At 72.4% G+C, this 26,145-nt stretch carries 28 protein-coding genes; 3 read left to right on the top strand and 25 right to left on the bottom strand.

What is annotated here, in order from left to right; genetic code table 11:
• The first annotated feature begins 14 nt into the window (after positions 1 to 14).
• On the top strand, positions 15 to 560 hold the full coding sequence (locus AB4Y76_RS17635; RefSeq protein WP_441927640.1) for a murein hydrolase activator EnvC family protein: 546 nt from the start codon (positions 15 to 17) through the stop codon (positions 558 to 560).
• On the opposite strand, the gene AB4Y76_RS17630 is transcribed toward AB4Y76_RS17635, so the two are convergent.
• The 10 genes from AB4Y76_RS17630 to rplS all read right to left on the bottom strand — a co-directional run bounded on the left by AB4Y76_RS17630 (position 508) and on the right by rplS (position 9,157).
• A complete protein-coding gene (locus AB4Y76_RS17630; protein ID WP_441927638.1) occupies positions 508 to 1,428 on the bottom strand; it encodes a tyrosine recombinase XerC in 921 nt (306 codons plus the stop codon). The genes AB4Y76_RS17635 and AB4Y76_RS17630 overlap by 53 nt on opposite strands.
• Before the next feature lie 47 nt (positions 1,429 to 1,475).
• Positions 1,476 to 2,693, bottom strand: a complete 1,218-nt coding sequence (gene dprA, locus AB4Y76_RS17625; RefSeq protein ID WP_441927636.1) for a DNA-processing protein DprA — start codon at positions 2,691 to 2,693, stop codon at positions 1,476 to 1,478.
• Positions 2,690 to 4,285, bottom strand: coding sequence for a YifB family Mg chelatase-like AAA ATPase (locus AB4Y76_RS17620; protein ID WP_441927634.1), 1,596 nt, complete (start codon positions 4,283 to 4,285; stop codon positions 2,690 to 2,692). Before AB4Y76_RS17620 ends, dprA begins: the two co-directional genes overlap by 4 nt.
• On the bottom strand, positions 4,285 to 4,647 hold the full coding sequence (locus AB4Y76_RS17615; protein WP_441927632.1) for a YraN family protein: 363 nt from the start codon (positions 4,645 to 4,647) through the stop codon (positions 4,285 to 4,287). Before AB4Y76_RS17615 ends, AB4Y76_RS17620 begins: the two co-directional genes overlap by 1 nt.
• Before the next feature lie 122 nt (positions 4,648 to 4,769).
• Positions 4,770 to 6,374, bottom strand: a complete 1,605-nt coding sequence (locus tag AB4Y76_RS17610) for a hypothetical protein (protein WP_441927630.1) — start codon at positions 6,372 to 6,374, stop codon at positions 4,770 to 4,772.
• Complete coding sequence (locus AB4Y76_RS17605) at positions 6,374 to 6,835, bottom strand: TadE family protein (RefSeq protein WP_441927628.1); 462 nt, start codon at positions 6,833 to 6,835, stop codon at positions 6,374 to 6,376. The genes AB4Y76_RS17610 and AB4Y76_RS17605 overlap by 1 nt, the downstream gene beginning before the upstream one ends.
• A gap of 103 nt (positions 6,836 to 6,938) precedes the next feature.
• Positions 6,939 to 7,247 carry a DUF2469 domain-containing protein gene (locus AB4Y76_RS17600; protein ID WP_441927626.1) on the bottom strand — a complete coding sequence of 103 codons (309 nt, stop codon included), beginning with the start codon at positions 7,245 to 7,247 and terminating at the stop codon, positions 6,939 to 6,941.
• 73 nt (positions 7,248 to 7,320) lie between these two features.
• Complete coding sequence (locus AB4Y76_RS17595) at positions 7,321 to 8,061, bottom strand: ribonuclease HII (RefSeq protein WP_441927624.1); 741 nt, start codon at positions 8,059 to 8,061, stop codon at positions 7,321 to 7,323.
• Complete coding sequence (gene lepB / locus AB4Y76_RS17590; RefSeq protein ID WP_441927622.1) at positions 8,061 to 8,768, bottom strand: signal peptidase I; 708 nt, start codon at positions 8,766 to 8,768, stop codon at positions 8,061 to 8,063. Before lepB ends, AB4Y76_RS17595 begins: the two co-directional genes overlap by 1 nt.
• A gap of 38 nt (positions 8,769 to 8,806) precedes the next feature.
• Positions 8,807 to 9,157, bottom strand: coding sequence for a 50S ribosomal protein L19 (gene rplS, locus AB4Y76_RS17585; protein ID WP_441927620.1), 351 nt, complete (start codon positions 9,155 to 9,157; stop codon positions 8,807 to 8,809).
• Between the two features lie 273 nt (positions 9,158 to 9,430).
• Between rplS and AB4Y76_RS17580 the strand changes: the two genes are divergently transcribed.
• A complete protein-coding gene (locus tag AB4Y76_RS17580; RefSeq protein ID WP_441927618.1) occupies positions 9,431 to 9,559 on the top strand; it encodes a hypothetical protein in 129 nt (42 codons plus the stop codon).
• 68 nt (positions 9,560 to 9,627) lie between these two features.
• On the opposite strand, the gene trmD is transcribed toward AB4Y76_RS17580, so the two are convergent.
• The 11 genes from trmD to AB4Y76_RS17525 form a co-directional block, all read right to left on the bottom strand.
• Entirely contained in the window at positions 9,628 to 10,770 is a 1,143-nt protein-coding gene (trmD, locus tag AB4Y76_RS17575) for a tRNA (guanosine(37)-N1)-methyltransferase TrmD (protein WP_441927616.1), read from the bottom strand.
• Positions 10,771 to 10,773: 3 nt separating this feature from the next.
• Positions 10,774 to 11,316 carry a ribosome maturation factor RimM gene (rimM, locus tag AB4Y76_RS17570; RefSeq protein WP_441927614.1) on the bottom strand — a complete coding sequence of 181 codons (543 nt, stop codon included), beginning with the start codon at positions 11,314 to 11,316 and terminating at the stop codon, positions 10,774 to 10,776.
• Positions 11,317 to 11,332: 16 nt separating this feature from the next.
• On the bottom strand, positions 11,333 to 11,575 hold the full coding sequence (locus tag AB4Y76_RS17565) for an RNA-binding protein (RefSeq protein WP_441927612.1): 243 nt from the start codon (positions 11,573 to 11,575) through the stop codon (positions 11,333 to 11,335).
• A gap of 5 nt (positions 11,576 to 11,580) precedes the next feature.
• Positions 11,581 to 12,105 (bottom strand): 30S ribosomal protein S16, encoded by a 525-nt coding sequence (gene rpsP / locus AB4Y76_RS17560; RefSeq protein WP_441927610.1) that lies wholly within the window; start codon positions 12,103 to 12,105, stop codon positions 11,581 to 11,583.
• 179 nt (positions 12,106 to 12,284) lie between these two features.
• Positions 12,285 to 13,361, bottom strand: a complete 1,077-nt coding sequence (locus tag AB4Y76_RS17555) for an amidohydrolase family protein (RefSeq protein ID WP_441927608.1) — start codon at positions 13,359 to 13,361, stop codon at positions 12,285 to 12,287.
• A 5-nt stretch (positions 13,362 to 13,366) separates the two neighbouring features.
• Entirely contained in the window at positions 13,367 to 14,908 is a 1,542-nt protein-coding gene (gene ffh / locus AB4Y76_RS17550) for a signal recognition particle protein (protein WP_441927606.1), read from the bottom strand.
• Positions 14,909 to 15,004: 96 nt separating this feature from the next.
• Positions 15,005 to 17,236, bottom strand: coding sequence for a [protein-PII] uridylyltransferase (locus AB4Y76_RS17545; RefSeq protein WP_441927604.1), 2,232 nt, complete (start codon positions 17,234 to 17,236; stop codon positions 15,005 to 15,007).
• Between the two features lie 28 nt (positions 17,237 to 17,264).
• Positions 17,265 to 17,603, bottom strand: coding sequence for a P-II family nitrogen regulator (locus AB4Y76_RS17540; RefSeq protein WP_441927602.1), 339 nt, complete (start codon positions 17,601 to 17,603; stop codon positions 17,265 to 17,267).
• Between the two features lie 9 nt (positions 17,604 to 17,612).
• Entirely contained in the window at positions 17,613 to 18,959 is a 1,347-nt protein-coding gene (locus AB4Y76_RS17535; protein WP_441927600.1) for an ammonium transporter, read from the bottom strand.
• Positions 18,960 to 19,092: 133 nt separating this feature from the next.
• Positions 19,093 to 19,431 (bottom strand): P-II family nitrogen regulator, encoded by a 339-nt coding sequence (locus AB4Y76_RS17530; RefSeq protein ID WP_441927598.1) that lies wholly within the window; start codon positions 19,429 to 19,431, stop codon positions 19,093 to 19,095.
• Positions 19,428 to 20,762 carry an ammonium transporter gene (locus AB4Y76_RS17525; protein ID WP_441927597.1) on the bottom strand — a complete coding sequence of 445 codons (1,335 nt, stop codon included), beginning with the start codon at positions 20,760 to 20,762 and terminating at the stop codon, positions 19,428 to 19,430. Before AB4Y76_RS17525 ends, AB4Y76_RS17530 begins: the two co-directional genes overlap by 4 nt.
• A 291-nt stretch (positions 20,763 to 21,053) precedes the next feature.
• Here AB4Y76_RS17525 and AB4Y76_RS17520 point away from each other — a divergent pair, with 291 nt between their 5' ends.
• On the top strand, positions 21,054 to 21,671 hold the full coding sequence (locus AB4Y76_RS17520; RefSeq protein ID WP_441927595.1) for a TetR/AcrR family transcriptional regulator: 618 nt from the start codon (positions 21,054 to 21,056) through the stop codon (positions 21,669 to 21,671).
• A 23-nt stretch (positions 21,672 to 21,694) separates the two neighbouring features.
• Here the strand turns inward: AB4Y76_RS17520 and ftsY are convergent, their stop codons facing one another.
• The 4 genes from ftsY to AB4Y76_RS17500 all read right to left on the bottom strand — a co-directional run.
• Positions 21,695 to 22,831, bottom strand: a complete 1,137-nt coding sequence (gene ftsY / locus AB4Y76_RS17515; RefSeq protein WP_441927593.1) for a signal recognition particle-docking protein FtsY — start codon at positions 22,829 to 22,831, stop codon at positions 21,695 to 21,697.
• A gap of 44 nt (positions 22,832 to 22,875) precedes the next feature.
• Positions 22,876 to 23,169: a hypothetical protein gene (locus tag AB4Y76_RS17510; protein ID WP_441927591.1), complete on the bottom strand. Its 294-nt coding sequence runs from the start codon at positions 23,167 to 23,169 to the stop codon at positions 22,876 to 22,878.
• A gap of 85 nt (positions 23,170 to 23,254) precedes the next feature.
• Positions 23,255 to 23,734: an acyl-CoA thioesterase gene (locus AB4Y76_RS17505; RefSeq protein WP_441927589.1), complete on the bottom strand. Its 480-nt coding sequence runs from the start codon at positions 23,732 to 23,734 to the stop codon at positions 23,255 to 23,257.
• The coding region (locus tag AB4Y76_RS17500; RefSeq protein ID WP_441927587.1) for an AAA family ATPase at positions 23,731 to 26,145 on the bottom strand (2,415 nt) is incomplete at its 5' end. The genes AB4Y76_RS17500 and AB4Y76_RS17505, both read right to left, overlap by 4 nt.

Below are 26,145 nucleotides of genomic sequence, written 5' to 3'. Positions count from 1 at the left end.
GGCACCGTCGCCGGATGACGTTCCTCTTCCGCCTCCTCCACCTCCTCGGCGCACTCGCCCTGGGGCTGCTGCCGGCCCCGCCCGCACCGGTCCGCGCCGAGCGCGCCGTCCCGCCGCTCGCGCCGCCCCGGGTCGTGGCCCGGTTCGCCCCGCCCGACACCGCCTGGACGGCCGGGCACCGCGGCGTGGACCTGCTCGGCTCCCCCGGCCAGCAGGTGCGGGCCGCCCTGGCCGGGACGGTCACCTTCGCCGGTGTGCTCGCCGGGCGCGGGGTCGTGGTGGTCGCGCACGGGCCGCGCCGGACGACGTACGAGCCGGTCGGGGCCTGGGTGCGGGCCGGCGACGTGGTCGGGACCGGACAGGCGATCGGCGTGCTCGCCCCCGGTCCGAGCCACTGCGCCCCGCGGACCTGCCTGCACTGGGGGCTGCGCGAGGGAGAGGTCTATCTGGATCCGTTGTCGCTGCTCGGCGGCGGGCCGGTGCGACTCCTGCCGCTCGCGTCCCGGGTCACGCCCGCGGATGAGCCAGCCGGTAGGCGCTCCGCAGCCGGTCCGTGGTGACGTGCGTGTAGATCTGCGTCGTCGCCAGCGAGGCGTGGCCGAGCAGCTCCTGCACCGTGCGCAGGTCGGCTCCCCCCTCGAGCAGGTGCGTGGCCGCCGTGTGCCGGAGCCCGTGCGGCCCCAGGTCGGGAGCCCCCGGTACGTCGGCCAGCCGGCGGTGCACCATCGACCGCACGGCGCGCTGGTCGATCCGGCCGCCGCGTGCGCCCAGGAAGACGGCCGCTCCGGCGCCGGGGACGAACAGACGGGGCCGCCCCTCGGCCAGCCAGCGCCCGAGCGCCTGGTCCGCGGGCAGGCCGTACGGCACCGTCCGCTCCTTGCGCCCCTTGCCGAAGACCCGGACCACCCGCCGGTCGCGGTCGACGTCGTCGATGTCGAGGCCGCACAGCTCGCCGACCCGGATCCCGGTCGCGTAGAGCAGCTCCAGGACCGCGACATCGCGCAGCCCCACCGGGCCGCCGTCGTCGGCCTGCACCGCGGCCGCCTCCAGCAGGGCCCGGGCCTGGGCGACGTCGAGCGCCGGCGGCAGCGGCTTGTGCGCCTTCGGGCTGCCGAGCAGGGCGCCCGGGTCGGTGCTCGCCCGGCCGGTGCGCAGGCACCAGGCGGTGAACACCCGGACCGCGGTCGCCCGACGGGCCATCGTCGTCCGGGCCTTGCCGAGGGTCTGCTGGTTGGCCAGCCAGCTGCGCAACGCCCGGATGTCGAGGTCGTCGAGGCGGGCGAACCCGAGCGCGGTGGCGTGCGACAGCATCCCGGAGACGTCACCGAGATAGGCCCGCACCGTGTGGTCGGTGAGGTCGCGCTCCGAGCGCAGGTGCCGCTCGTACGCCGCCAGCGCGGTCGCGAACTCCTCGGGCAGGTCTTCCACCCGCCCCAGCCTACGAAGCGACCGCACGGCGAAGGCGCAGGCGCGCGCTACCCGTCCACGTCCGGGTTCACTTCTGGGCCTTCTTCTGGGCCTACTTCTGGGCCTACTTCTGGGCACTGCCGCCAATGCTCACCGGCGCGCTCGACGAACCCAGCCGTGTGCAGCGCGACCAGCGCGGCCGCCACGCCTCGCGGAGCCAGCCCGGCCACCCGGGCGATGCTGCGGACGGTCGCCCCCTGGAGCCGCGGGACCGCCTCCAGCACCTGGCGGTGCTCGGCCTCCAGCCGGTCGCGCGGCCGCTCCTCGCCCTGCGGCCGGGAGCCCAGGTGCACGCCGGCCGCGCCGACCGCCTCGAGCACGTCCTCGCCTCCGGTGACCAGAAGGGCGTCCCGCGCCCGGATCAGCTGGTGCACCCCGACCGAAGGCGCGCTCGTCACCGGCCCGGGTACGCCCATCACCACCCGGCTCAGCCCGGCGGCCCAGTTCGCGGTGTTGAGGGCGCCGCTGCGCGCCGCCGCCTCGACCACCACGCAACCGGTCGCGAGGGCGGCGATCACCCGGTTGCGGGCCAGGAACCGGATCCGCAGCGGCGCGGCGCCGGGCGCCGCCTCGGAGACGACGAGGCCGACCTCCGCGATGTGCTCGAGGAGCCGGTGGTGCGCGGCCGGGTAGGACCGATCCGCGCCGCAGGCGAGCACGGCCACCGTCGGACCGTCGACGGCGAGCGCGCCCCGGTGGGCCGCCATGTCGATGCCGAAGGCCGCACCGGAGACCACGGCGCGGCCCGTGCCGGCGACGGTGGCCCCGACCTCGCCGGCGACCTCGGCCCCGTAGCCCGTCGCCGACCGTGAGCCGACCACCGCGACCGCACCGGAGGCGACCTCGTCGAGACGGAGCGGCCCGCGCACCCAGAGCCCGACCGGCACCCCGCCGCGCTCGTGCAGGTACGGCGCGTGGGCCAGGTCGTCCAGCGCGCCGGGCCACTCCTCGTCCCGCGGCGTGACGAAGCGGATCCCCCGCCTGGCTGCCCGGGCGACGACCGCCTCCGCATCTGCGGCGCGGAGCCGTTCGCCCAGCGCCTCGCGCAGCGCCCGGTGCCGTCCCTGCTCCACGAGTGCGGCCAGGACGTCGACCGGCCCGAGCTCCGCGACCAGGCCGGTGAGGCGGATGTCCCCCGGTTCCCCGACGAGGCTCAGTACCACCCGGGCCCGCCGCTCGGGGTCGGTCAAAGCGGCGACCGCGGCGTCCGCGGCGTCCGGGCTCACCACGACGACCCCGGGCCGGAGAGCGTGCGCAGGTCGAGCGCGGTGCCGCGCCGCAGGCGCAGGGCGACGTCGAGCTCGGCGGGACCGGGCTGGTCGACGTCGCGCAGGTCGGCCACCGTCCACGCGACCCGGTGCACCCGGGTGGCACCCCGGCTGGTGAGCGCCGCGGCGTAGAGCTCGGCGTCGAGGCCCTTCATCGCCTCCGGCGTGAGCGGCCAGCGGGACCGGAGCACCGGTCCGGGGACGTGACCGTTGAGCCGCCAGCCGTGGTCGGCGTACCGGAGCCGTTGCCGCGCCCGCGCCCGCACCACCCGCTCGAGCACCACGGCGGAGCTCTCCGGCACGACAACGTCGCCGTGGTGGTGCGGCCGCAGCGGGCCGACGAAGCGGGTGATGTCGATGCGGTCGGCCACCGGTCCCTCGAGCTTGCGCCGGTACTCGCGGCGGCGCACCTCCGAGCAGGTGCACCGGTGGTCCCGCCTCGACGGGGTGAAGTCCCCGCACGGGCACGGGTTGGCCGCGAGCACCAGCATGCCGCCCGCCGGGTAGGTCGCCTCGTCGTCGCCCCGGGCGATGGTGATCTCACCGCTCTCCAGCGGCTGCCGCAGCGCGTCGATCACGTCGGCGGGCAGCAGCGGGAACTCGTCCAGGAACAGCACGCCGTGGTGCGCCTTGGAGACCTCCCCGGGATGCACGCGCCCGGTCCCGCCGCCGAGGATCCCGGCGCGCGACGCGGTGTGGTGCGGGGCCCGGAACGGCGGCCTGGTCATCACCGACACCCCGGCGGGCAGCCCGCCGCAGAGCGAGTGCACCGCGGTGAGCTCGAGCGCCTGCTCCGGGTCGAGCTCGGGGAGGATCGTCGGCAGCCTCTCGGCGAGCGTCGTCTTGCCCGATCCCTTCGGCCCGGTGAGCATCAGGTGGTGACCGCCGGCGGCGGCGACCTCGAGGGCGTACCGCGCGTCGGCCATCCCGCGCACCTCCGCCAGGTCGACCTCGTCGAGGCGGTCCTGCCCGCGCCAGGACAGCAACGCGTCGCCGGTGAACGGCTCGACCGGCGGCGCCACCGGGATCTCCTCGGTGCCGCGCACCAGGGCGACCACCTGGCGCAGCGAGCGGGCGCCGTACACCTCGACGCCGTCGACGAGCGCGGCCTCGGCGGCCTGGGGCTCGGGCACCACCACGCGGTGGATGCCCCGCGCGGCCGCGGCCATCACCATCGGCAGCACGCCCGGCACGCAGCGCAGCCGGCCGTCGAGGCAGAGCTCGCCGATCACCACGAGCCCGTCGAGCTGCTCGCGCGGGAACTTCTCGTCGTGGGCGACCACGACCGCCAGCGCGATCGCGAGGTCGAAGTGCGGGCCGCGCTTCGGGATGTCCGCCGGCGAGAGCAGGATCGTGGTCCGGCGCGAGTCGGGCCAGGCGAACCCGCTGTTGTCGACGGCCGACCGGCAGCGCTCGCGGGCCTCGTTGATCGCCAGGTCCGGGCGGCCCACGAGGACGGTGCGCACGGTCCCCCGCCCGATGTCGGCCTGGACCTCGACGACGTGACCGACGGCGCCGTGGAGCGCGACGGTGCGACAGGTCGCGAACATCAGCCGATCCCCCGCACGTGCTCGACGACCGCCGCACCGCGGGGCGGCAGGACGACGCCGACGACGTCGAGCCGGACGCGCTCCGCGCGCACACCGCGGCTCTCCTGCCACAGCAGCGCGAGCAGGTGCAGCCGTCGGGCCTTCGCGTCGTCGACAGCGGCCACCGGGTGGCCGCGGGTCAGGTCGCGACGCGTCTTCACCTCGCAGACGACCAGGACGTCGCCCTCGCGCAGCACCAGGTCGATCTCGCCCGCGTGACACCGCCAGTTGCGGTCGAGGACCGTCATCCCCTGCTCGCGCAGGTGCCGTTCCGCGATCCGCTCTCCGTGCGCCCCCACGGACGCATTCCGAATGCCGTTCATCGGCGCTCACCTCCGCGAGGAGGGGACCGCGCCGGGACGGTCAGGCGCACCCGGGGGCGGGCGCCCTGTGAGGTCCTGCTCCCAGAACAGGGCTGTGGGCGCCGCGCCCCCGGGTACGGGCTCTAGCCGGCCAGCACCGGGTTCGTGCAGTCGGGCTCGTCCTTGAAGATCACGTCGGCGCCACCGAGGTTCAGGCCGAGCAGATCGGTCAGCGGCGTCAGCAGCGCCGAGTTCAGCACCGCGATCACCGGGTTGAGGATCGGGGTCACGATCGAGCTGAGCACCGCCGAGAGGATGCCGGCCTGGCTGACGCCGAGGGGCAGCAACCCGAGGAGGTTCAGGTGCAGGTCGCTGAGCTGGAGCTGCGGCAGGATCACCCCGGAGCCGCTGGACTTGACCACACCCAGCGAGTCCGGCGGGTTGCGGTACTGCAGCGTCGTGCTGGCCGGCGGCGCGGTGGTCCCGACCCCGCCGTACACCTCGACGAGCGGCAGGCCGAGCAGCTTGAGAACGATGTTCGGCGACAGGCTGAGCTGGGCCAGCCCGGACCCCACGGAGACGTCGATCCCGGACGGGTTCCCGCAGAACGCGTTGGTGCGCCGGGCCGTCCCGGTGCCGACCTGGAGGCTCAGGTCGACCGTGGTGACCGCCCGGAAGAGCAGCAGGTCGAGGTCGGCGACCGTAACGTGCAGCTGCAGGTCGATCTGCGAGGTGTTCACGAGGTCCGACGTGCAGGTGTGGTGCGGCTTCTCGACGATCTTGAGCGAGCCGGTCACATTGAGCACACCGGGGATCGCGTTGAGGCCGAGGTTGGGGATCGCCAGGGCGTTGTTGCCGTTGGCGACGAAGGCGCTCGTCGCGACCAGGTCGAGCAGGTTCAGGTTCGTGCCGAGCGCGGCGTTGTTGCCGGACTGGAGGTTGAGCAGGTCGCCGAGCTTCACGTGTGGCAGCGCCCCCAGGTTCGCGGTCGCGAGCTGGTTCAGGAGGGCGACGTTCGCGGCGTTGCCGCCGGACTTCTGCAGCGCCCGTGCCGAGGCGAGGTAGAGCTGGTTGAGCGAGAGGTCCTTGAGGTTCAGCAGCTCGTCGACCGTGCCGGCGTTGAGCTCGGTGGCGAGCCCGAGCAGCTTGACGTTGGCGTTCGCCAGACCGGTGTAGGTGATCGCGCTGAGGTTGAGCGCGTCGCCGACCAGCGCGTTGAGCAGTGCCGACCTCTGCGAGTTCAGGTTGAGCGAGTACGAGCCGATGTCGTAGCACGCCGAGCTGTCGGTCTTGGCGAGCGCCGTCCGCGTGACCGAACCCCTGCCGGGCATGATCGTGAAGGTCACCGACGACTTGACCGTGACCCGCACCGCGGTCGGCACCAGGTTCGGGTCGGTCATCTTCACGAAGTTCGCGCCCGGGTTGTTCGGGTCGAAGGTGCCCGCCAGCGTGCCGAGCTCGGGGACGACGGTCGGCGTACCCCCGGGACCGGAGTTGCGGGCGGCGCTCTTGTCCGCGGCGGCCTGGAGACCGCCGCTGAGCTGGCCGTACTTCCGGCCGTCGAGCAGCCTGGCCAGGTCGAGCGCCACCAGGTCGGCGACCGACTGCGCGTCCCGGCGGGCCACCCGCTGGACCCCGATGTCCACGGCGTACGCCGCCAGCGGGATCAGCATGAAGCAGGTGATCAGGGCGACGGCGACCGCGACGACGCCGCGCTCGTCCCGTGGTCCTCGGAGCCGCGCCACCATCAGCTCACCCGGGCGGTCGCCGAGTAGCTGACCGTCTTCGGCAGCGTGAAGCCGAGTCCCGGGATCGTCGGCAGCAGCGAGTGGTCGCGGTACGGGTACTCGACCACCACGGTCATGCAGCTGCCGGTGCTGCCGTCGCCGCAGCCGACCTCCTTCGGCTTCACCGTGCAGATCATGTAGCCGGTGTTGCACTTGAGCCCGCCGGTACCGGTGGCGAGCGCCTCGTTGATCGCGTTGATCGCGGCCGCCTCGCGCACGGAGTCGTCGATGCCCGCCGGCGCCACCGCGGCGGCACGAGCCCCCTCGGTCGCGCTCTGCGAGACCGTCTGGCGGAAGCTGAGCATGTAGGCGTAGCCGATGGTGGCGAACACCAGCGGCAGCACGATGAAGCACAGGCACAGCGCGGTCTCGACGACCGCGGCACCGCGTTCGTCGCGCTGTCCGGAACCCCGCACGATCATGGAAACCCCCATCTCCTGGGCGGAGGTTATCCAGAAAAGGGACTTTTGTCCCTTATGGTCTACTTTTTCCTAGACCGGTCGGGCGGCGAACGGGACGGCCCGTTCAGGCCTTCGGCGGCTCGAAGTCCGAGGTCGCCAGCTCCTCGACGTTGACGTCCTTGAAGGTCAGCACCTTGACGTTCTTGGCGAACCGCGCCGGCCGGTACATGTCCCAGACCCAGGCGTCGGTCATGGTCACCTCGAAGAACACGTCACCGGCCTCGGTGCGCGCCTTCACGTCGACCTGGTTGCACAGGTAGAACCGCCGGTCGGTCTCGACGACGTACTTGAAGATGCTGACGACGTCGCGGTACTCCCGGTAGAGCGTCAGCTCCATCTCGGTCTCGTACTTCTCGAGATCCTCCGCACTCATCGCAGCCCTCGCTTCGCTGCGGGCAGCGCTTCGCGCCGGCAGCTGCGTTCTCTGTCTCGCTCGCTGCGCTCGCTCATGTGCCCGCCTCCTCGTCGTCGAACAGCTCGAGCTGAGGCTCGAGGCTGAGAGGCTGCACCTCCGGCAGACCCGCGGCGCGCCGTACGTTGACGAACCTCATCCGGTGGACCGGACTCGGGCCGTGCTCGTCGAGCGCCGCGGAGTGCTCCGCGGTGATGTACCCCTTGTGCGTGGCGAAATCGTAGTCCGGCCAGCTCTCGTGGAGCTGCATCATCAGCCGGTCGCGCGTCACCTTCGCGATCACCGACGCGGCGGAGATGCAGGCGGCCACCCGGTCGCCCTTCCACATGGCCAGTCCGGGCACCTCGAGCCCGTCGACCGGGAACCCGTCGGTGAGCACGTACGACGGCCGGACGTCGAGCCGGGCGAGGGCACGTCGCAGCGCCTCGACGTTGGCGACGTGCATGCCGAGCCGGTCGCACTCCTCGGAGGAGACGACGACCACCGACCAGGCGAGCGCCCGCCGGGTCACCTGCGCGTAGCAGCGCTCGCGCGCCTTGGCGGTGAGCAGCTTGGAGTCGGCGAGCTCGGGGACCTGGCCGGCCTTCCCCTCGGGGAGGATCGCCGCGGCTGCGACGAGCGGGCCCGCGCACGCTCCCCGGCCGGCCTCGTCGACGCCGGCGATGGGGGCGAGCCCGGCCCGGCGCAAGGCGCGCTCGTAGCCGTACAGCCCGGCGTCGCGCCGGATCGTGGCTCCGCGTGGGAGCCCGGCGACGGGATCCTGCGCGCCGCTCATCAGGGGGCCGGGATTCCCTGGAAGGTCTCCGGGGTGTGGATGCGCTCGGCGCGCTTCCACGGCCAGATCAGCGCCCAGACCTTGCCGACGACCAGGTCCTGGTCGACGAACCCGCCCCCGGGGTCACCCATGTGGCCGCGGGAGTCGTAGGAGTCGCTGCGGTTGTCGCCCATCACCCAGAGGTGCCCCTCGGGCACGCGGACGTCGAACGGGTCCTCCGAGGGCAGGGTGCCCTTGGGCAGGTAGGACTTCTCGTCGAGCGCCTTGCCGTTGACGGTGACCCGGCCCTCAGCGTCGCAGCACTTGACCCGGTCGCCACCGGTGCCGATGACCCGCTTCACCAGGTGCCCGCCCGACGGGTACAGGCCGACGGCCTCGAGCGCCTTGGTGATCGGGTTGTCCGCGCTGTGGCTCTCGTCGCCGCCGAGCCAGTTCCCGGGGTCCTTGAACACCACGATGTCACCGCGCTGCGGCGACCCGTCGCCCCAGTAGGACATCTTCTGGACGAGGATCCGGTCGTTCTTGATGAACTGCGGCTCCATCGACGGCGACGGGATGTAGAACGCCTGGACGAAGAAGTACTTGATGCCGATCGCCAGCAGCAGCGCGATGACGAGCAGCAGCAGACTCTCCTGCCAGACCGGGAGCGCCGGCTTCTTCTCGCCCTGGGGAGAGGACGCCGGGTTCTCGGTGATGGGGTCGGTCACGTGCGGAGCCTAGCCGGGTGGCTGTAGGAAGCCCGCGATCAGAACTCGCGGCGCTCCTTGATCTTCGCCGCCTTGCCGCGCAGGTTGCGCAGGTAGTACAGCTTGGCGCGCCGGACGTCACCGCGGGTCACGATCTCGATCTTCTCGAAGATCGGGGAGTTCAGCGGGAAGGTGCGCTCGACACCGACGCCGAAGGAGACCTTGCGGACGGTGAAGGTGCGGCCGATGCCGGACCCCTGGACGCGGATCACGACGCCCTGGAAGACCTGGACGCGGGAGCGGTTGCCCTCGACGACCTTGACGTGGACCTTGACGGTGTCACCCGCACGGAAGGCGGGGATGTCCTCGCGGAAGCTCGCGGCGGACAGCGCGTCGATGACGTTGGTCATGATTTCTCCTCGCACGTGCCACAGGTCAAGCGCGGATGTGTTGGATCGAAGTGTTGACCCCGTCTGGCTGGCCGTCGCGCTGCGCCCCCTGTGGCAGGTGCTCACGCGGATCCCCGGGACGTTCCTCCGGGCGATCGTGGCCGACTGGGCCGAGGAGCAAGTCTGCCAGAGACGGCGGGCCGAACGGAAATCGGGGATCGAGGTCTTGCCAAACTCGACTATTTCAATAGACTATCAATGGAAACGGCCCGACATGCCAGGAAGGAGCCGACCATGTCCCTCCTCTCCGTACGCCGCCCCGCCGGCGCACCGCTCTCGCAGCGGGTGCTCTGGATCACGGCCGTCGCCGTCGCCGTGGCCTGGACCGCCACCCTGGTCGTCGCGGTGCTGGCCGGCCCCTGAGGAGCGCCCTGAGCAGGGCCCTGAGCAGGGCCCTGAGCAGGGCCCTGAGCAGCGCCCTGAGCAGGCACCTAGCGACGCTTCTTGGTCAGCCGGACCACGCCCGGCTCGATCTCGCCCCGCGGCCGGTAGCCGGCCTTCTTGTAGATCCGGAGATTGCGCTCGCTGCCGGCGCCGGTGAACAGCTCGAAGACCTCGGCCCCGTCCGGCGCGGCCTGCTCGATCCGCTCGAGCAGGATCCGGCCGAGGCCGCGGCCCTGCAGGTCCGGGGCGACCATCAGGCGGCCGACCTCCCAGGTGGCGCCGTCGAGCCGGCCGCGGGACGACGCGACGAGACGTCCGCCGGAGCGGGCCACCAGGACCGTGTCGCGGGCGATCGTCGCCTCCACGTCGGCGAGCTCCTCGTGCAGCGGCGGGATCCGCACGCCGGGATTGGCCTGCTGCTCCTGGATCCAGCAGGCCCGCTGGAGGGTGAACAGCTCCCCCGCGTCGCCGGGCACCGCCGGCGCGACCTCCAGGTCCGCCAGCGCGGCCGAGGGGTGCAGCAGGTCCGGCCGGCGCTCGGCGGTGCGCCGCAGCGACTGCTCGTGCCGCCACGCCGCGATCCGGCGGTGATCACCGGACAGCAGCACCTCGGGGACGTCGAGCCCCCGCCAGGACGCCGGCTTGGTGTACACCGGGTACTCCAGCAGGCCGTTCTCGTGCGACTCCTCGACCAGCGACTCCGCGTTGCCCATGAAGCCGGGGACGAGCCGGACGACGGCCTCGATCACCGCGAGCGCGGCCACCTCTCCCCCGTTGAGCACGTAGTCGCCCAGCGAGACCTCGCGGACCTCGAGCCGGGTCGCGGCCTGGTCGAGCACGCGCTGGTCGATGCCCTCGTAGCGCCCGCAGGCGAAGACGAGGTGCTCGCGGGTGGACAGCTCGGCGGCGAGCGCCTGGGTGAACGGGCGGCCCGACGGCGTCGGGACCACGAGGACGGCGCCGTCCGGGGCCAGCGCGTCGAGCGCTTCGCCCCACGCCTCGGGCTTCATCACCATGCCGGCGCCGCCGCCGTACGGGGTGTCGTCGACGGTGCGGTGCCGGTCGCGGGTGAAGTCCCGCAGGTCGTGCACGTGCAGGTCGAGCAGGCCCTTCTCCCGTGCCTTGCCGGGCAGGGAGAGCTCCAGCGGTGCGAGGTAGCCGGGGAAGATCGAGACGACGTCGATGCGCACAGGTCAGTCGTCCAGGTCGGAGAGCAGCCCGGGCAGGTCGGCGACCACGATCCGGCCGCCGGGCACGTCGACCTCCGGGACCAGGGCCGAGACGAACGGGACCAGGACGTCCGGCCCGTCGCCGCCCGGCGTGATCACCAGCAGGTCCTGGGCGGTGCCGTGCACGATCTCGCGCAGCGTGCCGACGCCCGCGCCGTCGGTGGTGACGACGGCCAGCCCGACGAGCTGGTGGTCGTAGAACTCCTCGGGGTCCGCCGGATGCTCGTCGGGGTCCAGGGGGATCAGCAGCAGCGTCCCGCGCGCCTCCTCGGCGGCGTTGCGGTCGGCGATCTCCTCGAAGCGGACGAGCAAGCGGCCCGAGTGCCACCGCGTCCCGGCCACCGTGAGGTGGGCGGGACCGGGGGCACCGGGCCGCTTGTCCTGCGTCTGCAATTGTGAGCCGACCGCGAAGCGGCGGTCAGGCTCGTCGGTGCGAGGCTCCACGGAGACCTCGCCCCGGATGCCGTGCGGCTTGCCGATCCGCCCGACGACGATCGTCTCGCTCAACCGACGACCGTCTCGCTCAGCGGCGACGGTCGACGTCGACGAAGTCGATCCGCGCACCGTCACGGCCCGCGAGCGCCGAGACGACCGTCCGGAAGGCGGTGGCGGTACGACCGTTGCGGCCGATCACCTTGCCCAGGTCGGACGGGTTCACGCGGACCTCGAGGATCGAGCCGCGACGGAGCTGCTTGTCGCGCACCGAGACGTCGTCGGGGTGGTCGACGACGCCGCGGACCAGGTGCTCGAGGGCCTCGGCGAGCACGGTGCTCAGGCCTCGGTGGTCTCGTCGGCGGCAGCCTCGGCGGCGGCCTCGGCGGGAGCCTCCTCGGCAGCGACCTCGGCGGCCGGGGCCTCCTCGGCAGCCGCCTCGGCGGCCGGGGCCTCCTCGGCCTTCGGCTCGTCGGCCTTCTTGGCGGCCTTCTTGGTCACGGCCTCGCGCTTCGGCTCGTTGGCAGCGTCCTTGAGAGCCTCGTTGAAGATCTCGGTCTTGTCGCGCTTCGGCTCGGCGACCTTGAGGGTGCCCTCGGCGCCCGGGAGGCCCTTGAACTTCTGCCAGTCACCGGTGATCTTGAGGATGGCCTCGACGGCCTCGGTCGGCTGCGCGCCGACGCCGAGCCAGTACTGCGCGCGGTCGGAGGTGATGTCGATGAACGACGGCTCCTCCTTGGGGTGGTACTTGCCGATCTCCTCGATGACCTTGCCGTCCCGCTTCTTGCGGGAGTCGACGACGACGACGCGGTAGTACGGCTGGCGGATCTTGCCCATGCGCTTCAGGCGAATCTTGACGGCCACGTTTGTGGTGTCTCCTTGGTGTGTGTCGTGGGTGAGCGTCCCTGACCAGGTGGGGACCGGGTGGAACCGCTCGGAGGGCTCGACCGAACCGAGATTAGAGGGTCCGGAAACGGGCGAGACTCAGCCGGTCATTCTGCCAGAGATCGGCGAGACCCAGAAATTGGCCCGGAAATCGGCGGTCAGGCCCGGACCACGCGGCCGCGCAGCACGATGCAGGTGGGCTCCCGGAGCACGCTCAGGTCGGCCAGCGGGTCCCGCGGGTAGACGACGAAGTCGGCCGGCGCCCCCTCGGCCAGGGTGGCGTTCCAGCCGAGCCACTCCCGGGCCCGCCAGGAGGCCGCGCCGAGCGCGTCGAACGCCGTGATCCCCAGGTCGGCCATCCCCTGCACCTCGCCGGCCAGGTTCCCGTGCTTGGCGACCCCGCCGCCGTCGGAGCCGGCGTACAGCGGCACGCCGGCCTCGTACGCCGCCATCACGGTCGCGCGCCGGCGGGCGTACAGGTCGGTCATCGTGCTGGCGTAGGCGGGGAACTTCTCCCGGCCGCCGGCGGCGTGCTCGGGGAACTTGTCGACCTGCATCACGGTCGGGACCAGCGCGGTGCCGCGGGCGACCATCGCGTCGATCAGGTCGGTGGTGAGCCCGGTGCCGTGCTCGATGCAGTCGATCCCGGCCTCGATCAGGCCCGGCAGCACGTCGTACCCGAAGCAGTGCGCGGTCACCTTGGCGCCGTGCTCGTGCGCGGCGGAGATCGCGGCCGCGAACGCCTCCGCCGGGAACGACGGCGTCAGGTCGCCGTCGTCGCGGGAGATCCAGTCCCCCACCAGCTTGACCCAGCCGTCGCCGCGAGCGGCCTCGCGGACCACGCTCGCGACCAGGTCCTGCGGCTCGACCTCGTCGGCGTAGTTGCGGATGTAGCGCCGGGTACGGGCGATGTGCCGGCCGGCCCGGATCAGCCGCGGCAGGTCCTCGCGCTCCTGGATCCAGCGGGTGTCCATCGCCGACCCGCAGTCCCGGATCAGCAGCGCGCCGCCGTCCCGGTCGGCGACCGCCTGGGACTCGGCGGTCTCGACGTCGGTGGCCCCGTGGTCGTCGAGGCCGAGGTGGCAGTGCGCGTCGACCAGCCCGGGCACGATCCAGCCCTCGGCGGCCGTGTCGGCGCCGGGCTGCGGCTCGTAGGTGACGGCGCCGTCGACGACGTACAGGTCGGCGGCCTCGCCGTCGGGCAGGACGGGTCCGCGGAATCGCAGCGCTGGCACGCGGCCTACTTCAGGTACTTCGACAGGTCCGGCATGTCGTTCGGGTCGAAGTCGGCCGGGATGCCGGCACCGCCGAGACCGAACGGGTCCGCGGCCGGGGCCTTCGGCTCCTCGGACGCCTGCTGCGCCGCCTTGGCCGGGTTGCCGCTCCTGCGCGCCCCCTTGCCCTTCTTCTGCTGCGGTGCCTGCCGCCCCTTCGCCTTCTTGCCGAGGCCCATGCCGGGCATGCCGGGCATCCCCGGCATGCCACCGCGGGCCATCTGCTGCATCGCCTTGCGCGCCTCGAAGAACCGGTCGACGAGCTGGTTGACGTCCGAGACGGCGCGCCCCGAGCCCTTCGCGATCCGGGACCGGCGGGAGCCGTCGATCATCTTCGGGTTGGCCCGCTCGGCCGGGGTCATCGACTGGATGATCGCCTGGATCCGGTCGATCTCGCGCTCGTCGAAGTTCTCGAGCTGGTCGCGGAACTGGCCCATCCCCGGCAGCATCCCGAGCATCTTGGTCAGCGACCCCATCTTGCGGATCTGCTGCATCTGCTCGAGGAAGTCGTCGAGGGTGAAGTCGCCGCCCTGGATCTTCGCCGCGGCCTTGGCCGCCTGGTCGGCGTCGAAGGTCTTCTCGGCCTGCTCGATCAGGGTGAGCAGGTCACCCATGTCCAGGATGCGCGAGGCCATCCGGTCGGGGTGGAAGTAATCGAAGTCGGTGAGCTTTTCGCCGTTCGAGGCGAACATGACCGGCTTGCCGGTCATCTGCGCGATCGAGAGCGCGGCACCGCCGCGGGCGTCACCGTCGAGCTTGGTGAGCACGACGCCGTCGTAGCCGACGCCGTCGAGGAAGGCCTGGGCGGTGTTCACCGCGTCCTGCCCGATCATCGCGTCGACGACGAAGAGGACCTCGTCCGGGGAGACCGCGTCGCGGATGTCCGCGGCCTGCTTCATCAGCTCCTCGTCGATGCCGAGACGGCCGGCGGTGTCGATGATGACCACGTCGTGCAGGGTGCGGCGGGCCTCCTCGACACCGGCACGCGCGACCGCGACCGGGTCCCCCACGCCGTTGCCCGGTTCCGGCGCGAAGACCGTCACGCCGGCGCGCTCGCCGTTGACCTGGAGCTGGTTGACCGCGTTCGGGCGCTGCAGGTCCGCCGCGACCAGCATCGGGCTCTTGTCCTGGCTCTTCAGCCAGAGCGCGAGCTTGGCGGCCAGCGTCGTCTTGCCGGCACCCTGGAGGCCGGCCAGCATGATGACGGTCGGCGGGTTCTTCGCGAAGCGCAGCCGGCGGGTCTCCCCACCGAGGATCGCGACCAGCTCCTCGTTGACGATCTTGATGACCTGCTGGGCCGGGTTCAGAGCCTGGCTGACCTCGGCGCCGCGGGCGCGCTCCTTGACCGCCGCGACGAAGTCCTTGACCACGGGCAGGGCGACGTCGGCCTCGAGCAGGGCGAGCCGGATCTCGCGCGCGGTGGCGTCGATGTCCGCCTCGGAGAGCTTGCCCTTGCCGCGAAGGTTCTTGAAGGTCTCGGACAGGCGGTCGGACAGAGTGGCGAACAAGGCATTCCTCGGTGTGTCGGAGCGATCGGCGCCTCTCAGCGCGTGCCCACCTTAGTTGACTCCGGCGAACCGGCCGAGTCGACCAGGACGACGCGGTCAGGATCCGGCGGCCGGAACGGTGAGCGCGGCACGGACCGCGTGCGCCGCCTCGGCGGCCCGTCGGTCCCCGAGCGCACCCGCGTTCGCCTCCTGGACGTAGAAGACGTCCACGGCCTGCGGCCCGAGCGTGTCCACGTGCGCGGAGGTGACCGTCAGCCCCAGCCGGGCCAGCGCCGAGCAGACCAGGTAGACCACCCCCGGCCGGTCGGAGGCCCGGACCTCGATCACGGTGGCCCGGTCGGAGGCCTCCGGCCGGACCGTCACCGTCGGCGCGAGCGCCTCCTTGTCCACCCGGCCCAGCCGAGCGGCCGGGTCCACGACGCCCTCGACGATCCTGGCCAGCCGCTCCCGCAGGACCGCCGCGTCCAGCCCGGTGCGGGCGACCTGCCAGACCGAGACCCCGATCTCGCCGTCGACCCAGGCCCGGGCCGCCCGCACCGAGACCCGCTGGAGCGCGAGCATCCCGGCGGCGTCGGCGAGCAGGCCGACCCGGTCGCCGGACATCACGGTCACCGAGGAGCCGTCGCCGTGCTCGACGACGCCGACCTCGACCCGGCCGGGGTCCGCCCGGACCGCGTCCGGCACCTCGACCCCGTGACGGTCGTCCTCGACGACCGGGAAATTGGCGAGCTCGGCCGCGACCCGGCGTACCAGGTCCCGGATCAGCGAGGCCCGCCAGGTGGTCCAGGCCTTGTCCGAAGTGGCCCGCGCGTCGGCCTCGGTGAGCGTGGCCAGCAGCTCGAGCTGCTCGCGGTCCACGACGTGCTTGAGGACGAGGTCGACGGTGGCGGGGTCCTCCGGGTCGCGCGTGGTCGCGGTCTCGGGGAGCAGCAGGTGCCAGCGGACCAGCCCGGCGAGGAGCTCGGTCTCGCGCTCGTCGAAACCCATCCGGCGGGCGATGTCGCGGGCGATCGGCTCGCCGGCGACGCAGTGCTCGGTCAGCTGCCCCTTGCCGATGTCGTGCAGCAGCGCGGCCACCATCAGCACGTCCGGGCGCGCGACCCGGCGGATCATCGCGGACGCCTCGATGCAGGTCTCGACCATGTGCCGGTCGACCGTGAAGCGGTGCACCTCCGAGGCGTGCGGCAGCAGCCGGACCCGCTCCCACTCGGGCAGGAAGGTGGCCACGGCGCCGATCTCGTCGAGCGTCTCCCAGACGGGGAGCAGTCCGCGGCCGGCGGCCAGCAGCCGGACCAGCAGGTCCCGGGCCTCGGCCGGCCACGGGTCGGGCAGCGCCGGCACCTCGGCGACCAAGCGCGCCGCGGTGGTCGGCTCGAGCACCAGGTCGCGCTCTGCGGCCTCCGCCGCCGCCCGGAGCAGCAGCAGCGGGTCCCGGGACGGCTGCGCGTCCCGGTCCAGCACGATCTCCTCGTACGCCACCGCGAGGCCGTTGCCGATCGTGGTCAGCTGCGGGCGCCGCGACGCCGGGTTCTTGGCCGGCCGCCGCAGCACCGAGTCCACGCGGCGCCAGGTCAGCCGGGACAGGTGGGTGAGCCGCCGGCCCAGCCCACGGGTGTGCTTCTGGACCGCGGTCGCGTCCGGCAGGTCGAGCAGCGGCGCCATGTCGGACCAGTACTCCGGCGTCACCCGGTCGGTTCCGCGGCCGGCGACCGCGTGCAGCGCGTCCCGGACGTCGAGGAGCGCCTGGCGGCAGGACTCCAGCTCGCCGTGCGGCACGTCGACCAGCCAGGTCGCGACCAGCGCCTTCATCACGGTCGCGTCCCGCAGGCCGCCGGTCGCCTCCTTCAGGTCGGGCACCGAGTCGTGGGCGAGCTCGCCGAGCAGGCGGCCGCGGTTGCGCACCAGCTCGTGGAGCTCGGGCAGCCGCTGCCGGGCGTCCCGGCGCCAGGCGGCCAGGATCGCGGTCCGCAGCCGCAGGGTCAGGTTCGGGTCGCCGGCGAGGTGCCGGACGTCGAGCATGCCGAGCGCCACCTTGAGGTCGGCGCCGGCCTGCTCCAGCACCTCGGGCACCGAGCGCACCGAGTGGTCGATGTTCGCGCCGGAGTCCCAGAGCGGGTACCAGACCGCCCCCGCCCAGTCGCCGACCGCGACCTCCGGGTCGTGCACCAGGACGACGTCGAGATCGCTGTACGGCGCCAGCTCCTCGCGCCCGTAGCCGCCGACCGCGACCAGCGCGACCCCCGTCTCCGGGCAGCCGACCTCCGCGAAGGCACGCTGGCAGAGCTCGTCGGCCGCTGCGGCGCGTGAGGCCCTCTCGGCAGCGGTCACGGGCACGCCCCTTCGGTCATGCGCCCGCCTAGATCGCGGCTTCGTCGCGGTCGCCGGTCCGGACCCGGACGACGGTCTCGACCGGGGTGACCCAGACCTTGCCGTCGCCGATCCGGCCGGTCGCCGCCGCGGTCACGATCGCGTCGCTGATCGCCGCCACGTCGTCGTCGTCGGCGACGATCTCGATCCGGACCTTGGGAACCAGCGAGATGTCGTACTCGGCCCCGCGGTACACCTCGGTGTGGCCCTTCTGACGGCCGTACCCGCTGACCTCGCTCACCGTCATCCCGGTGACACCGACCGTCTCCAGGGCGGAACGGACGTCCTCCCACTTGTGCGGCTTGATCACCGCGGTCACGAGCTTCATGTCCGACTCCTATTCGTTGCGCATCTGAAGACTGCCACTGCCACCGCCGAGGTGCGGGCGTGCCCCGCCGGTGGCGGCGTGCAGGTCGTACGCCGTCTCGGCGTGGATGACCAGGTCGACGCCGGTCAGCTCGTGCTCCTCGTCCACCCGGAAACCGACCATGCGGTCCAGCAGGAGGGCGAGCAGTCCGGAGACGGTGAAGGCGTACAGGAAGGTCACGGTGCAGGCGACCGCCTGCTTGCCCAGCTGGTCGACGCCGCCCCCGTAGAAGAGGCCGTCGACGTGCGCGACGTCGGTCGTGGCGAGCAGGCCGATCAGCAGGGTGCCGACCAGACCGCCGACCAGGTGGACGCCGACCACGTCGAGCGAGTCGTCGTACCCGAACTTGTACTTCCAGCCGATCGCCGCGGCGCAGACGGTGCCGGCCACGGCGCCGACGACCATCGCACCGAGCGGGGTGACGAAGCCGCAGGCCGGGGTGATCGCCACCAGGCCGGCGACCATGCCCGACGCGGCGCCGAACGACGTCGCGTGCCCGTCCCGGAACCGCTCCACGACCAGCCAGGCCAGGCAGCCGGTGCAGCCGGCCATCAGGGTGTTCACGAAGACGATCGCCGCGGTGTTGCCGGCGGCCAGGGCGGAACCGGAGTTGAACCCGAACCAGCCGAACCAGAGCAGGCCGGCGCCGAGCATGACCAAGGTCAGGTTGTGCGGCTTCATGGGGTCCCGGCCGAACCCGAGCCGGGTGCCGATCACCAGGGCGACGGCGAGCCCGGAGGCACCCGAGGTGATCTCGACGGCGGTGCCGCCGGCGAAGTCGAGCGCGCCGAGCCGGTTGGCCATCCAGCCGCCGACGTGGTCGCCGGCGCTGAAGTCGAAGATCCAGTGCGCGATCGGGGCGTACACCACCAGTGTCCAGATCCCGGCGAAGAGCAGCCAGGTGCCGAAGCGGGTGCGGTCGGCGATCGCGCCGGCGATCAGTCCGCAGGTGACGACGGCGAAGAGACCCTGGAAGACCGCGAAGGCGGTCACCGGGATGCCGCCGGTCTCCCCCGTCACGTCGGGGAGCATGTCCTTGAAGCCGAGGTACTGGAGCGGGTTGCCGAACAGGCCGCCGACGACGTCGTCGCCGAAGGCGATCGAGTAGCCGACCAGGACCCAGACGACGGCCACGACGGCGAGGGCGCCGAACACCATCATGATCATGTTCAGGACGCTCTTGGAGCGGACCATGCCGCCGTAGAACAGGGCCAGCCCCGGGACCATCAGCATGACCAGGGCGGCGGAGGTGAGCAGCCAGGCGGTGTCACCGGTGTTCACCGTGGCGGCTGCGGTCGTGAGGAGTGGTGAGCTCATGGGGCGACACTGTCCCGGGCACAGGTTTCCGGTGGGCGCGCCACACGTTTCAGGCGTGTGTCGCGCCCACCGGATTGTTACGGCTGTGTTAACAGCCGCTCACTCCTGGAGGGAGTCCAACCGGACCGATCGGTCAGATCGCCGCCTCGTCGCGGTCACCGGTACGGACCCGGATCACGCTGTCGACGCCGGAGACCCAGACCTTGCCGTCGCCGATCCGGCCGGTCTGCGCCGCCTTCACGACGATCCCGGTCACGTCCTCGACGTCACCGTCGTCGACCACGATCTCGATCCGGATCTTGGGAACCAGGGCGATGTCGTACTCGGCGCCGCGGTAGACCTCGGTGTGGCCCTTCTGACGGCCGTAGCCGCTGACCTCGCTCACCGTCATGCCGGTGACACCGAAGGTCTCGAGCGCCTCGCGGACCTCTTCCCACTTGTGCGGCTTGATCACCGCGGTGACGAGCTTCATGCGTTCACCCCTTCCTTGGCCGCCGACTTGGCGAGGACCGACGTACCGCCACCGAAGCCGCCCGAGGAGGCCAGGTCGTAGGCGGTCTCGCCGTGCTCGGCGAAGTCGATGCCGTCGACCTCTTCCTCCTCGGTGATCCGCCAGCCGATCGTGTACTTGATGGCGAGAGCGATGATCGTGGTCAGCGTTCCGGTCCACACGATGGTGAACAGCGCCGCGCCGGCCTGGTGGCCGAGCAGGGTCAGGTCGCCGCCGTAGAAGAGGCCGTTGGTGCCCGCCGGGAAGAAGCCGTCACGGCCCTGCGGGGAGGCGGTGGTGCCGACGAAGCCGATCAGCAGGGTGCCGACCAGACCGCCGACGAGGTGGACGCCGACGACGTCGAGCGAGTCGTCCATCTTCAGCTTGAACTTCAGGCTGACCGCCACGGCGCACAGCGCGCCGGCGACGACACCGACCACGAGGGCACCGGTGGTGTTCACCGCGCCACAGGCCGGGGTGATGGCGACCAGACCCGCGACGATGCCGGAGGCGGCGCCGAGCGAGGTGGCCTTGCCGTGCACGATCCGCTCCACCAGCAGCCAGGCGAGCATCGCGGCCATCGTGGCGATGGTGGTGTTCACGAAGGTCACGCCGGTCTCGGTCAGGAACTGCGTGGTGTCCTTCTCGGCGCCGTCAGCGGCCGAGAAGACGATCGAGCCGACGTTGAAGCCGTACCAGCCGAACCACAGCAGGCCGGCGCCGATCATCGTCAGCGTCAGGTTGTGCGGCTTCATCGGCTCCTTCATGAAGCCGACGCGGCGCCCGATGACCAGGGCCAGCACCAGGCCGGCGATACCGGCGTTGATGTGGACGACCGTTCCACCGGCGTAGTCGATCGCCGGGAGCTTCGTGGCCAGCCAGCCACCGGCCCAGACGTTGTGCGCGACCGGGAAGTAGCAGAGCGTCACCCAGATCGGCAGGAACACCATCCAGGACGAGAGCTTGACCCGGTCGGCGATCGCGCCGGAGATCAGGGCCGCGGTGATCGCGGCGAAGGTGAGCTGGAACGCCATCGCGATGTACCAGCTCCAGGAGACCCCTTCGAGGCCCCACTGCGTGAACGGGTTCGAGATGAGCTTGCCGTTGCCGAAGCCGTTGTCCCAGCCGCCCATCGACCAGCCCCAGAGCACGAAGACGATGCCGACGACCGCGAGCGAGACGTACGACATCATCATCATGTTGAGCACGGACTTGGAGCGGCTCATGCCGCCGTAGAAGAGAGCGAGTGCCGGGGTCGTCATCATCAGCACGAGTGCTGTGGCGACGATCATCCAGGCGTAATAGCCGTCCATCGGACCTCCAGTGGTGAGACTGCCTGCACGGCGGCCTCCCGGGCTCCCCACGACGGTGTCGGGACCAGGGCCAGGCCGCGCTGTCCGGAGAAGAGTCGTCGGCCGACGTTTCGCCCACGCGTGCGCAGCCGTTTCCGTTGCGTGACACATCGCCCGTGCGTGTTACGAACGTGTGAACTCGGCCACCCGCGCCCCGGATGCCCGGCTCGTCCGCTTTGCTCCGGACTCGTCGGGCGGACCGTTCTTCGGCGTTTCGCCCCGTGACGGCCAGTCTCGAAATACCTTGTCCCCGTGCCCGAGACCGCAGTCATGACGATTCCCCACGAGCCCGCCGCTCCGCGTCGCAAGGGACGTCCGCGCGACGCCAGCGCGGACGAGCGCATCCTCGCCGCCGCGGCCGAGCTGATCCTCAAGCGCGGCTACGACAACATGACCGTGGACGAGGTCGCCGCCGTCGCCAAGGCGGGCAAGGCCACCGTGTACCGCCGCTGGGCCGGCAAGGAGGACCTCGCTTTCGCCGCGCTCTCCCAGCTCTACACCAGCGAGTTCCCGATCCCGGACACCGGCACGATCGCCGGCGACCTGCGGGCGGCGTACCGGCAGGGGCTGGAGTTCGCGAACTCCGACGCCGGCCGCGCCTACCTGCGGATGAGCGTGGCCGAGTCGCTGCGTGACGAGCGGATCGCCACGCTGTACATCGGCGCGCACAACGCCCAGGAGGCGGCGTCGCGGATGATCTTCGAGCGCGCCATCGAGCGCGGCGAGGTCCGCCCCGACATCCCGATCGACATCGCGGTCAGCCAGTTCGGCGGCCTGCTCGTCCTGTGCTCGATCACCGGTCAGCGGATGCCGAAGGCCGACGACGTCGACGCGCTCATCGACATGCTGCTGAACGGGATCCGCGCGTGACCCGAGCCGACTGAGCAGCTGCCTCAGGACAGGATCGCGTCGACGAACCCTTCGGGGTCGAACGGGGCCAGGTCGTCCGGGCCCTCGCCCAGGCCGACCAGCTTCACCGGGACGCCGAGCTCGCGCTGGACCGCGACGACGATGCCGCCCTTGGCGGAGCCGTCCAGCTTGGTGAGGACGATCCCGGTGACGTCGACGACCTCGCTGAAGACCCGGGCCTGGACCATCCCGTTCTGACCGGTGGTCGCGTCGAGGACCAGCAGCACCTCCCGTACCGGGAGCTGCTTCTCGATGACCCGCTTGACCTTGCCGAGCTCGTCCATCAGGCCGGCCTTGTTCTGGAGCCGGCCGGCGGTGTCGACCAGGACCACGTCGACGTCGCGCTCGACGCCCTGGCGCACGGCCTCGAAGGCCACGCTCGCCGGGTCGCTGCCCTCCGGACCGGAGACGACCTCGACCCCGACCCGCTCGCCCCAGGTCCCGAGCTGCTCGGTCGCGGCGGCGCGGAAGGTGTCGGCCGCCCCCATGAGCACGGACTTCTCCTCGGCGACCAGGACCCTGGCGATCTTGCCGACCGAGGTGGTCTTGCCGGCTCCGTTCACGCCGACCACGAGGACGACGGCGGGCCCGTCGGCGCCGTCGACGTGCCGGTCGACGTGCAGGGTGCGGTCCATCGTCGGGTCGACCAGCGCGAGCAGCTCCTCGCGGAGCACCGCGCGGGCGTCCGCGGGCTGGCCGCCCTCGACCCGCAGCCGGGTGCGCAGCCGCTCGACCAGCTGGGTGGTCGGCCCGACCCCGACGTCGGCGGTGATCAGCGCGTCCTCGAGCTCCTCCCAGGTGTCTTCGTCGAGCCGGTCCCGGGAGAGCAGCGCGAGCAGGCCGCGGCCGAACGACCCCTGCGAGCCCGCCAGGCGCTGGCGCAGCCGGACCAGGCGCCCCGCGGTGCCCTCCGGACGCTCGAGGGTGGGAGCGGCCGGCTCGGCCGCCGCGGGTGCCCCGAGGACCTCAGGTGCCTCGGGCGCTTCGGCGACCTCGGTCGTCGGGGTCGGCGCCACCGGCGGCCCCGTACGACGGCCGCGGGTGCTGACGAAGCCGATCAGCCCGGCGATCAGCAGGACCGCGAGGACTCCGGCGAGGACGAGGTATTCGGTCGGACCCATGGCGCCATCCAACCAGAGGCCGCACCCGGGGGCGGGGCCCGGGCTCAGGCGAGCGTCGGGCCGTCCTGGACGTGATCAGGGGTCTCCACGACCGCCGGGGAGTCGGCCGGGAGGCCGGTCTCGTCCGGGTGGAACAGCCGACGGACACCCTGCTCCGGGACCCGCGGCTCGTCGAACTCGCCCTCGAGCACGGGCATCGCCTCGACTCCGCGCTTCAGCGCCTCGCCGACCCACGGCGCACCCGGGACCTCCTCGCCGCGGTGCGGGTACGCGACGTAGACCACCACGACCGCGGCGGCGGCCAGGATCAGCACCATGGCGATCAGCATCCAGAGCATGAGGAGGGGTCCTTCCGAGACATCCGTGTTTCCCATGGTGGTACCCCGCGCCACGCCCTGCGAAGCCCTCGTTCCCGAACTGTGATCAACGCGACAGCGGTTCGAGAACTGCTCGGATCACGTCCGGGATCGGCGTGCTCGGGCGACCGCCCTCGCGTGCCGGGTCGGTGTTGTCGACGTACACGTGCACGAACCGGCCCTCGGCGGCCGCCTCGTCGGTCGGCAGGCCCTCGCCGCCCTGGAAGATCCCGATCCGGTAGACCACCGAGGAGGTGCCGATCCGCTCGACCGCGAGGCCGAGGTCGACCGGGCGGGGGTAGCCGATCTCCTTGAAGTACCTGCAGGACACCTCGGCGACCAGCCCCACCGCGGGCAGCGACCGGATGTCGGCGCCGGTGGCCTCGGCCAGGTGGGCGTTGACGGCGGTGTCGATGAGCTCGAAGTACTTGGCGTTGTTCATGTGGCCGTAGACGTCGTCGTCGGCCCACCGTGTGGTCGCCGTGCGCCAGGCGGTGTAGTCCGCCCGGGTCGGCAGCGGCTCCCGCTGGGTTGCCTGATGGGTCACGCGGACTCGGCCTCGCGCAGCCGCTGGCTGATCACCGCCGAGACTCCGTCGCCGCGCATCGAGACGCCGTAGAGCGCGTCGCCGACCTCCATGGTCCGCTTCTGGTGCGTGATCACGAGGAGCTGCGAGTTGTCGCGCAGCTCCTCGTAGATCTCCAGGAGCCGGCCGAGGTTGGTGTCGTCGAGCGCCGCCTCGACCTCGTCGAGGATGTAGAACGGCGACGGGCGGGCCTTGAACAGCGCCACCAGGAACGCGACCGCGACCAGCGACCGCTCACCGCCGGAGAGCAGGGAGAGCCGCTTGACCTTCTTGCCCGGCGGGCGGGCCTCGACCTCGACACCCGTGGTGAGCATGTCGTTCGGGTCGGTGAGGACCAGCCGGCCCTCGCCGCCCGGGAAGAGCCGCGCGAAGGTGGCGTCGAAGGCCTTCACCACGTCGGCGTACGCCTCGGTGAAGACCTGCTCGACGCGCTCGTCGACCTCCTTGACGATGTCGAGCAGGTCGCGCCGGGTACGGCGCAGGTCCTCGAGCTGCTCGCTGAGGAACTTGTGCCGCTCCTCCAGCGCGGAGAACTCCTCCAGCGCCAGCGGGTTGATCCGGCCGAGCTGGGCCAGCGCCCGCTCGGCGCTGCGCAGCCGCTTGGTCTGCTCCTCGCGGTCGTAGGGCACCGTCGTCGGGAGCCCAGAATCGCCCGCAGAATCGCCCTCAGAATCGCCCTCAGCGCCCTCGACGGTGAGCAGCGGGACCGGCTGGTCGGGGCCGTACTCGGCGATGAGCGCGTCGGCCGCCAGGCCGAGCTCCTCGAGCGCGCGCTCCTCCAGCTGCTCGATCCGCATCCGCTGCTGGGTGCGCGCCATCTCGTCGCGGTGCACCGAGTTCACGAGCTCGTCGAGGGTCTTGCCGAGCGCGCGCAGCTTCTCGCGGGCGGCGACCAGGTCCTGCTCGCGACCGGCACGGCCCTGCTCGACGCGGGAGCGCTGCTCGGTGGCCAGCTCGACCGACCGCTCCAGGCGATCCAGCACGACGGCGACGCCCTGGCTGACGGCCTCGGCCACCCGGCCCTCGCGCAACAGCCGCTCGCGGCGGGCGATCGCCTTGGCGCGGGCCTCCCGCTCGGCGTTCGCGGCCTTGCGCAGGTTGTCCGCGCGACCGTGCAGTGCGCGGGCGCGCTCCTCGGCGGTGCGCAGCGCGAGCCGCGCCTCCATCTCGAACGCCCGCGCGGCGCGGGCCTCGTCGGCCAGCCGCTCGCGGTCGGCCGTGTCGGGCTCGTCCTCGGGCGCGTCCTCGGCGTTCGCGAGCCGAGTCTCCAGCTCGGCGAGCCCGGCGAGGTCCTTGGTGTGCGACTCCTGGGCGCTGGCGATCGCTTGTTCCAGCCGGGCAGCCTCGGCCTTGGCCGAGCGGGCCTGCGAGCCGTACTGGCCGAGCTCCTCGGCGACCGCGGCGAGGGCGGCGTCGGACTCGTGCAGCTTGGCGAGCGCCACGTCGACCCGGCGGGCGGCGTCCTCGCGCTCGGTCTCCAGCGTGGAGAGCGTGAACGAGAGCCGCTCGAGCTCGTGGCCGGCCCGGGTCAGCGACTCGCCTGCCTCGTCGACGGCGGCCTGCACCTCGATCAGGCTCGGAACGGTGGTCGAGCCGCCGGAGGCGAAGTGGGCGCCGAGGAGGTCGCCGTCGAGGGTGACCGCGGTGACGTCCGGGGCGTCCGCGACCAGCGCCCGCGCGGCCTGGAGGTCCTCGACCACGGCGACCTTGAAGAGCAGCCGGGACAGCGCCGGACGGAGGTCCTCGGGGCACTCCACGACGTCCATCGCGTAGACGGCACCGGTGGCGAGGCCCGGCCAGCCGGCGTCGTCGACGACGGCGCCGCCGAGCAGGATCCCGGCCCGGCCGAGGTCGTCGGTCTTGAGGTGTCCGATCGCGTGGATGGCGGCGTCGACGTCGCGGACCGCGACGGCGTCGGCGGCGCTGCCGAGCGCGGCGGCGACAGCGGCTTCGTAGCCGGTGCGCACGTTGAGCAGGGCGGCGACCGAGCCGAGCAGGCCGGAGACCGAGCCCGTGGCCGCCAGCAGAGCGCCCGCGCCGTCCTTGCGATTCAGGCCGAGCTCGAGCGCCTCCTTGCGGGCGGTCAGCGCGGAGCGTTCGCGCTCGGCCGCCTGCACCTCGGCACCGACCTTGGCGAGCCGCTCCTCGAGGTCGGCGAGCAGGCTCGCCGCCGCCTCGTGCTCGGCGTCCAGGCCCTCCTCGCCGGCGTCCAGGCCGGCGATCCGCGACTCCAGGGAGGTGAAGCTCTGCTGCGCCTTCTCGGCGCGGGCGACGGCCTCGGCGCGAGCCTCGGCGAGGCGCGCGACCTCGTCCTCGGCGGCGGCCGCGCGGCTGCGCAGGCCGTTGACCTGGCCGTGCAGCCGGGCCAGGCC

Origin of the sequence: Marmoricola sp. RAF53, from assembly GCF_052114005.1 — a bacterium.
Lineage (GTDB): Bacteria > Actinomycetota > Actinomycetes > Propionibacteriales > Nocardioidaceae > Marmoricola.
Note: the sequence above shows the minus strand (reverse complement) of the source record. Positions and strands in the feature narration are given on the sequence as shown.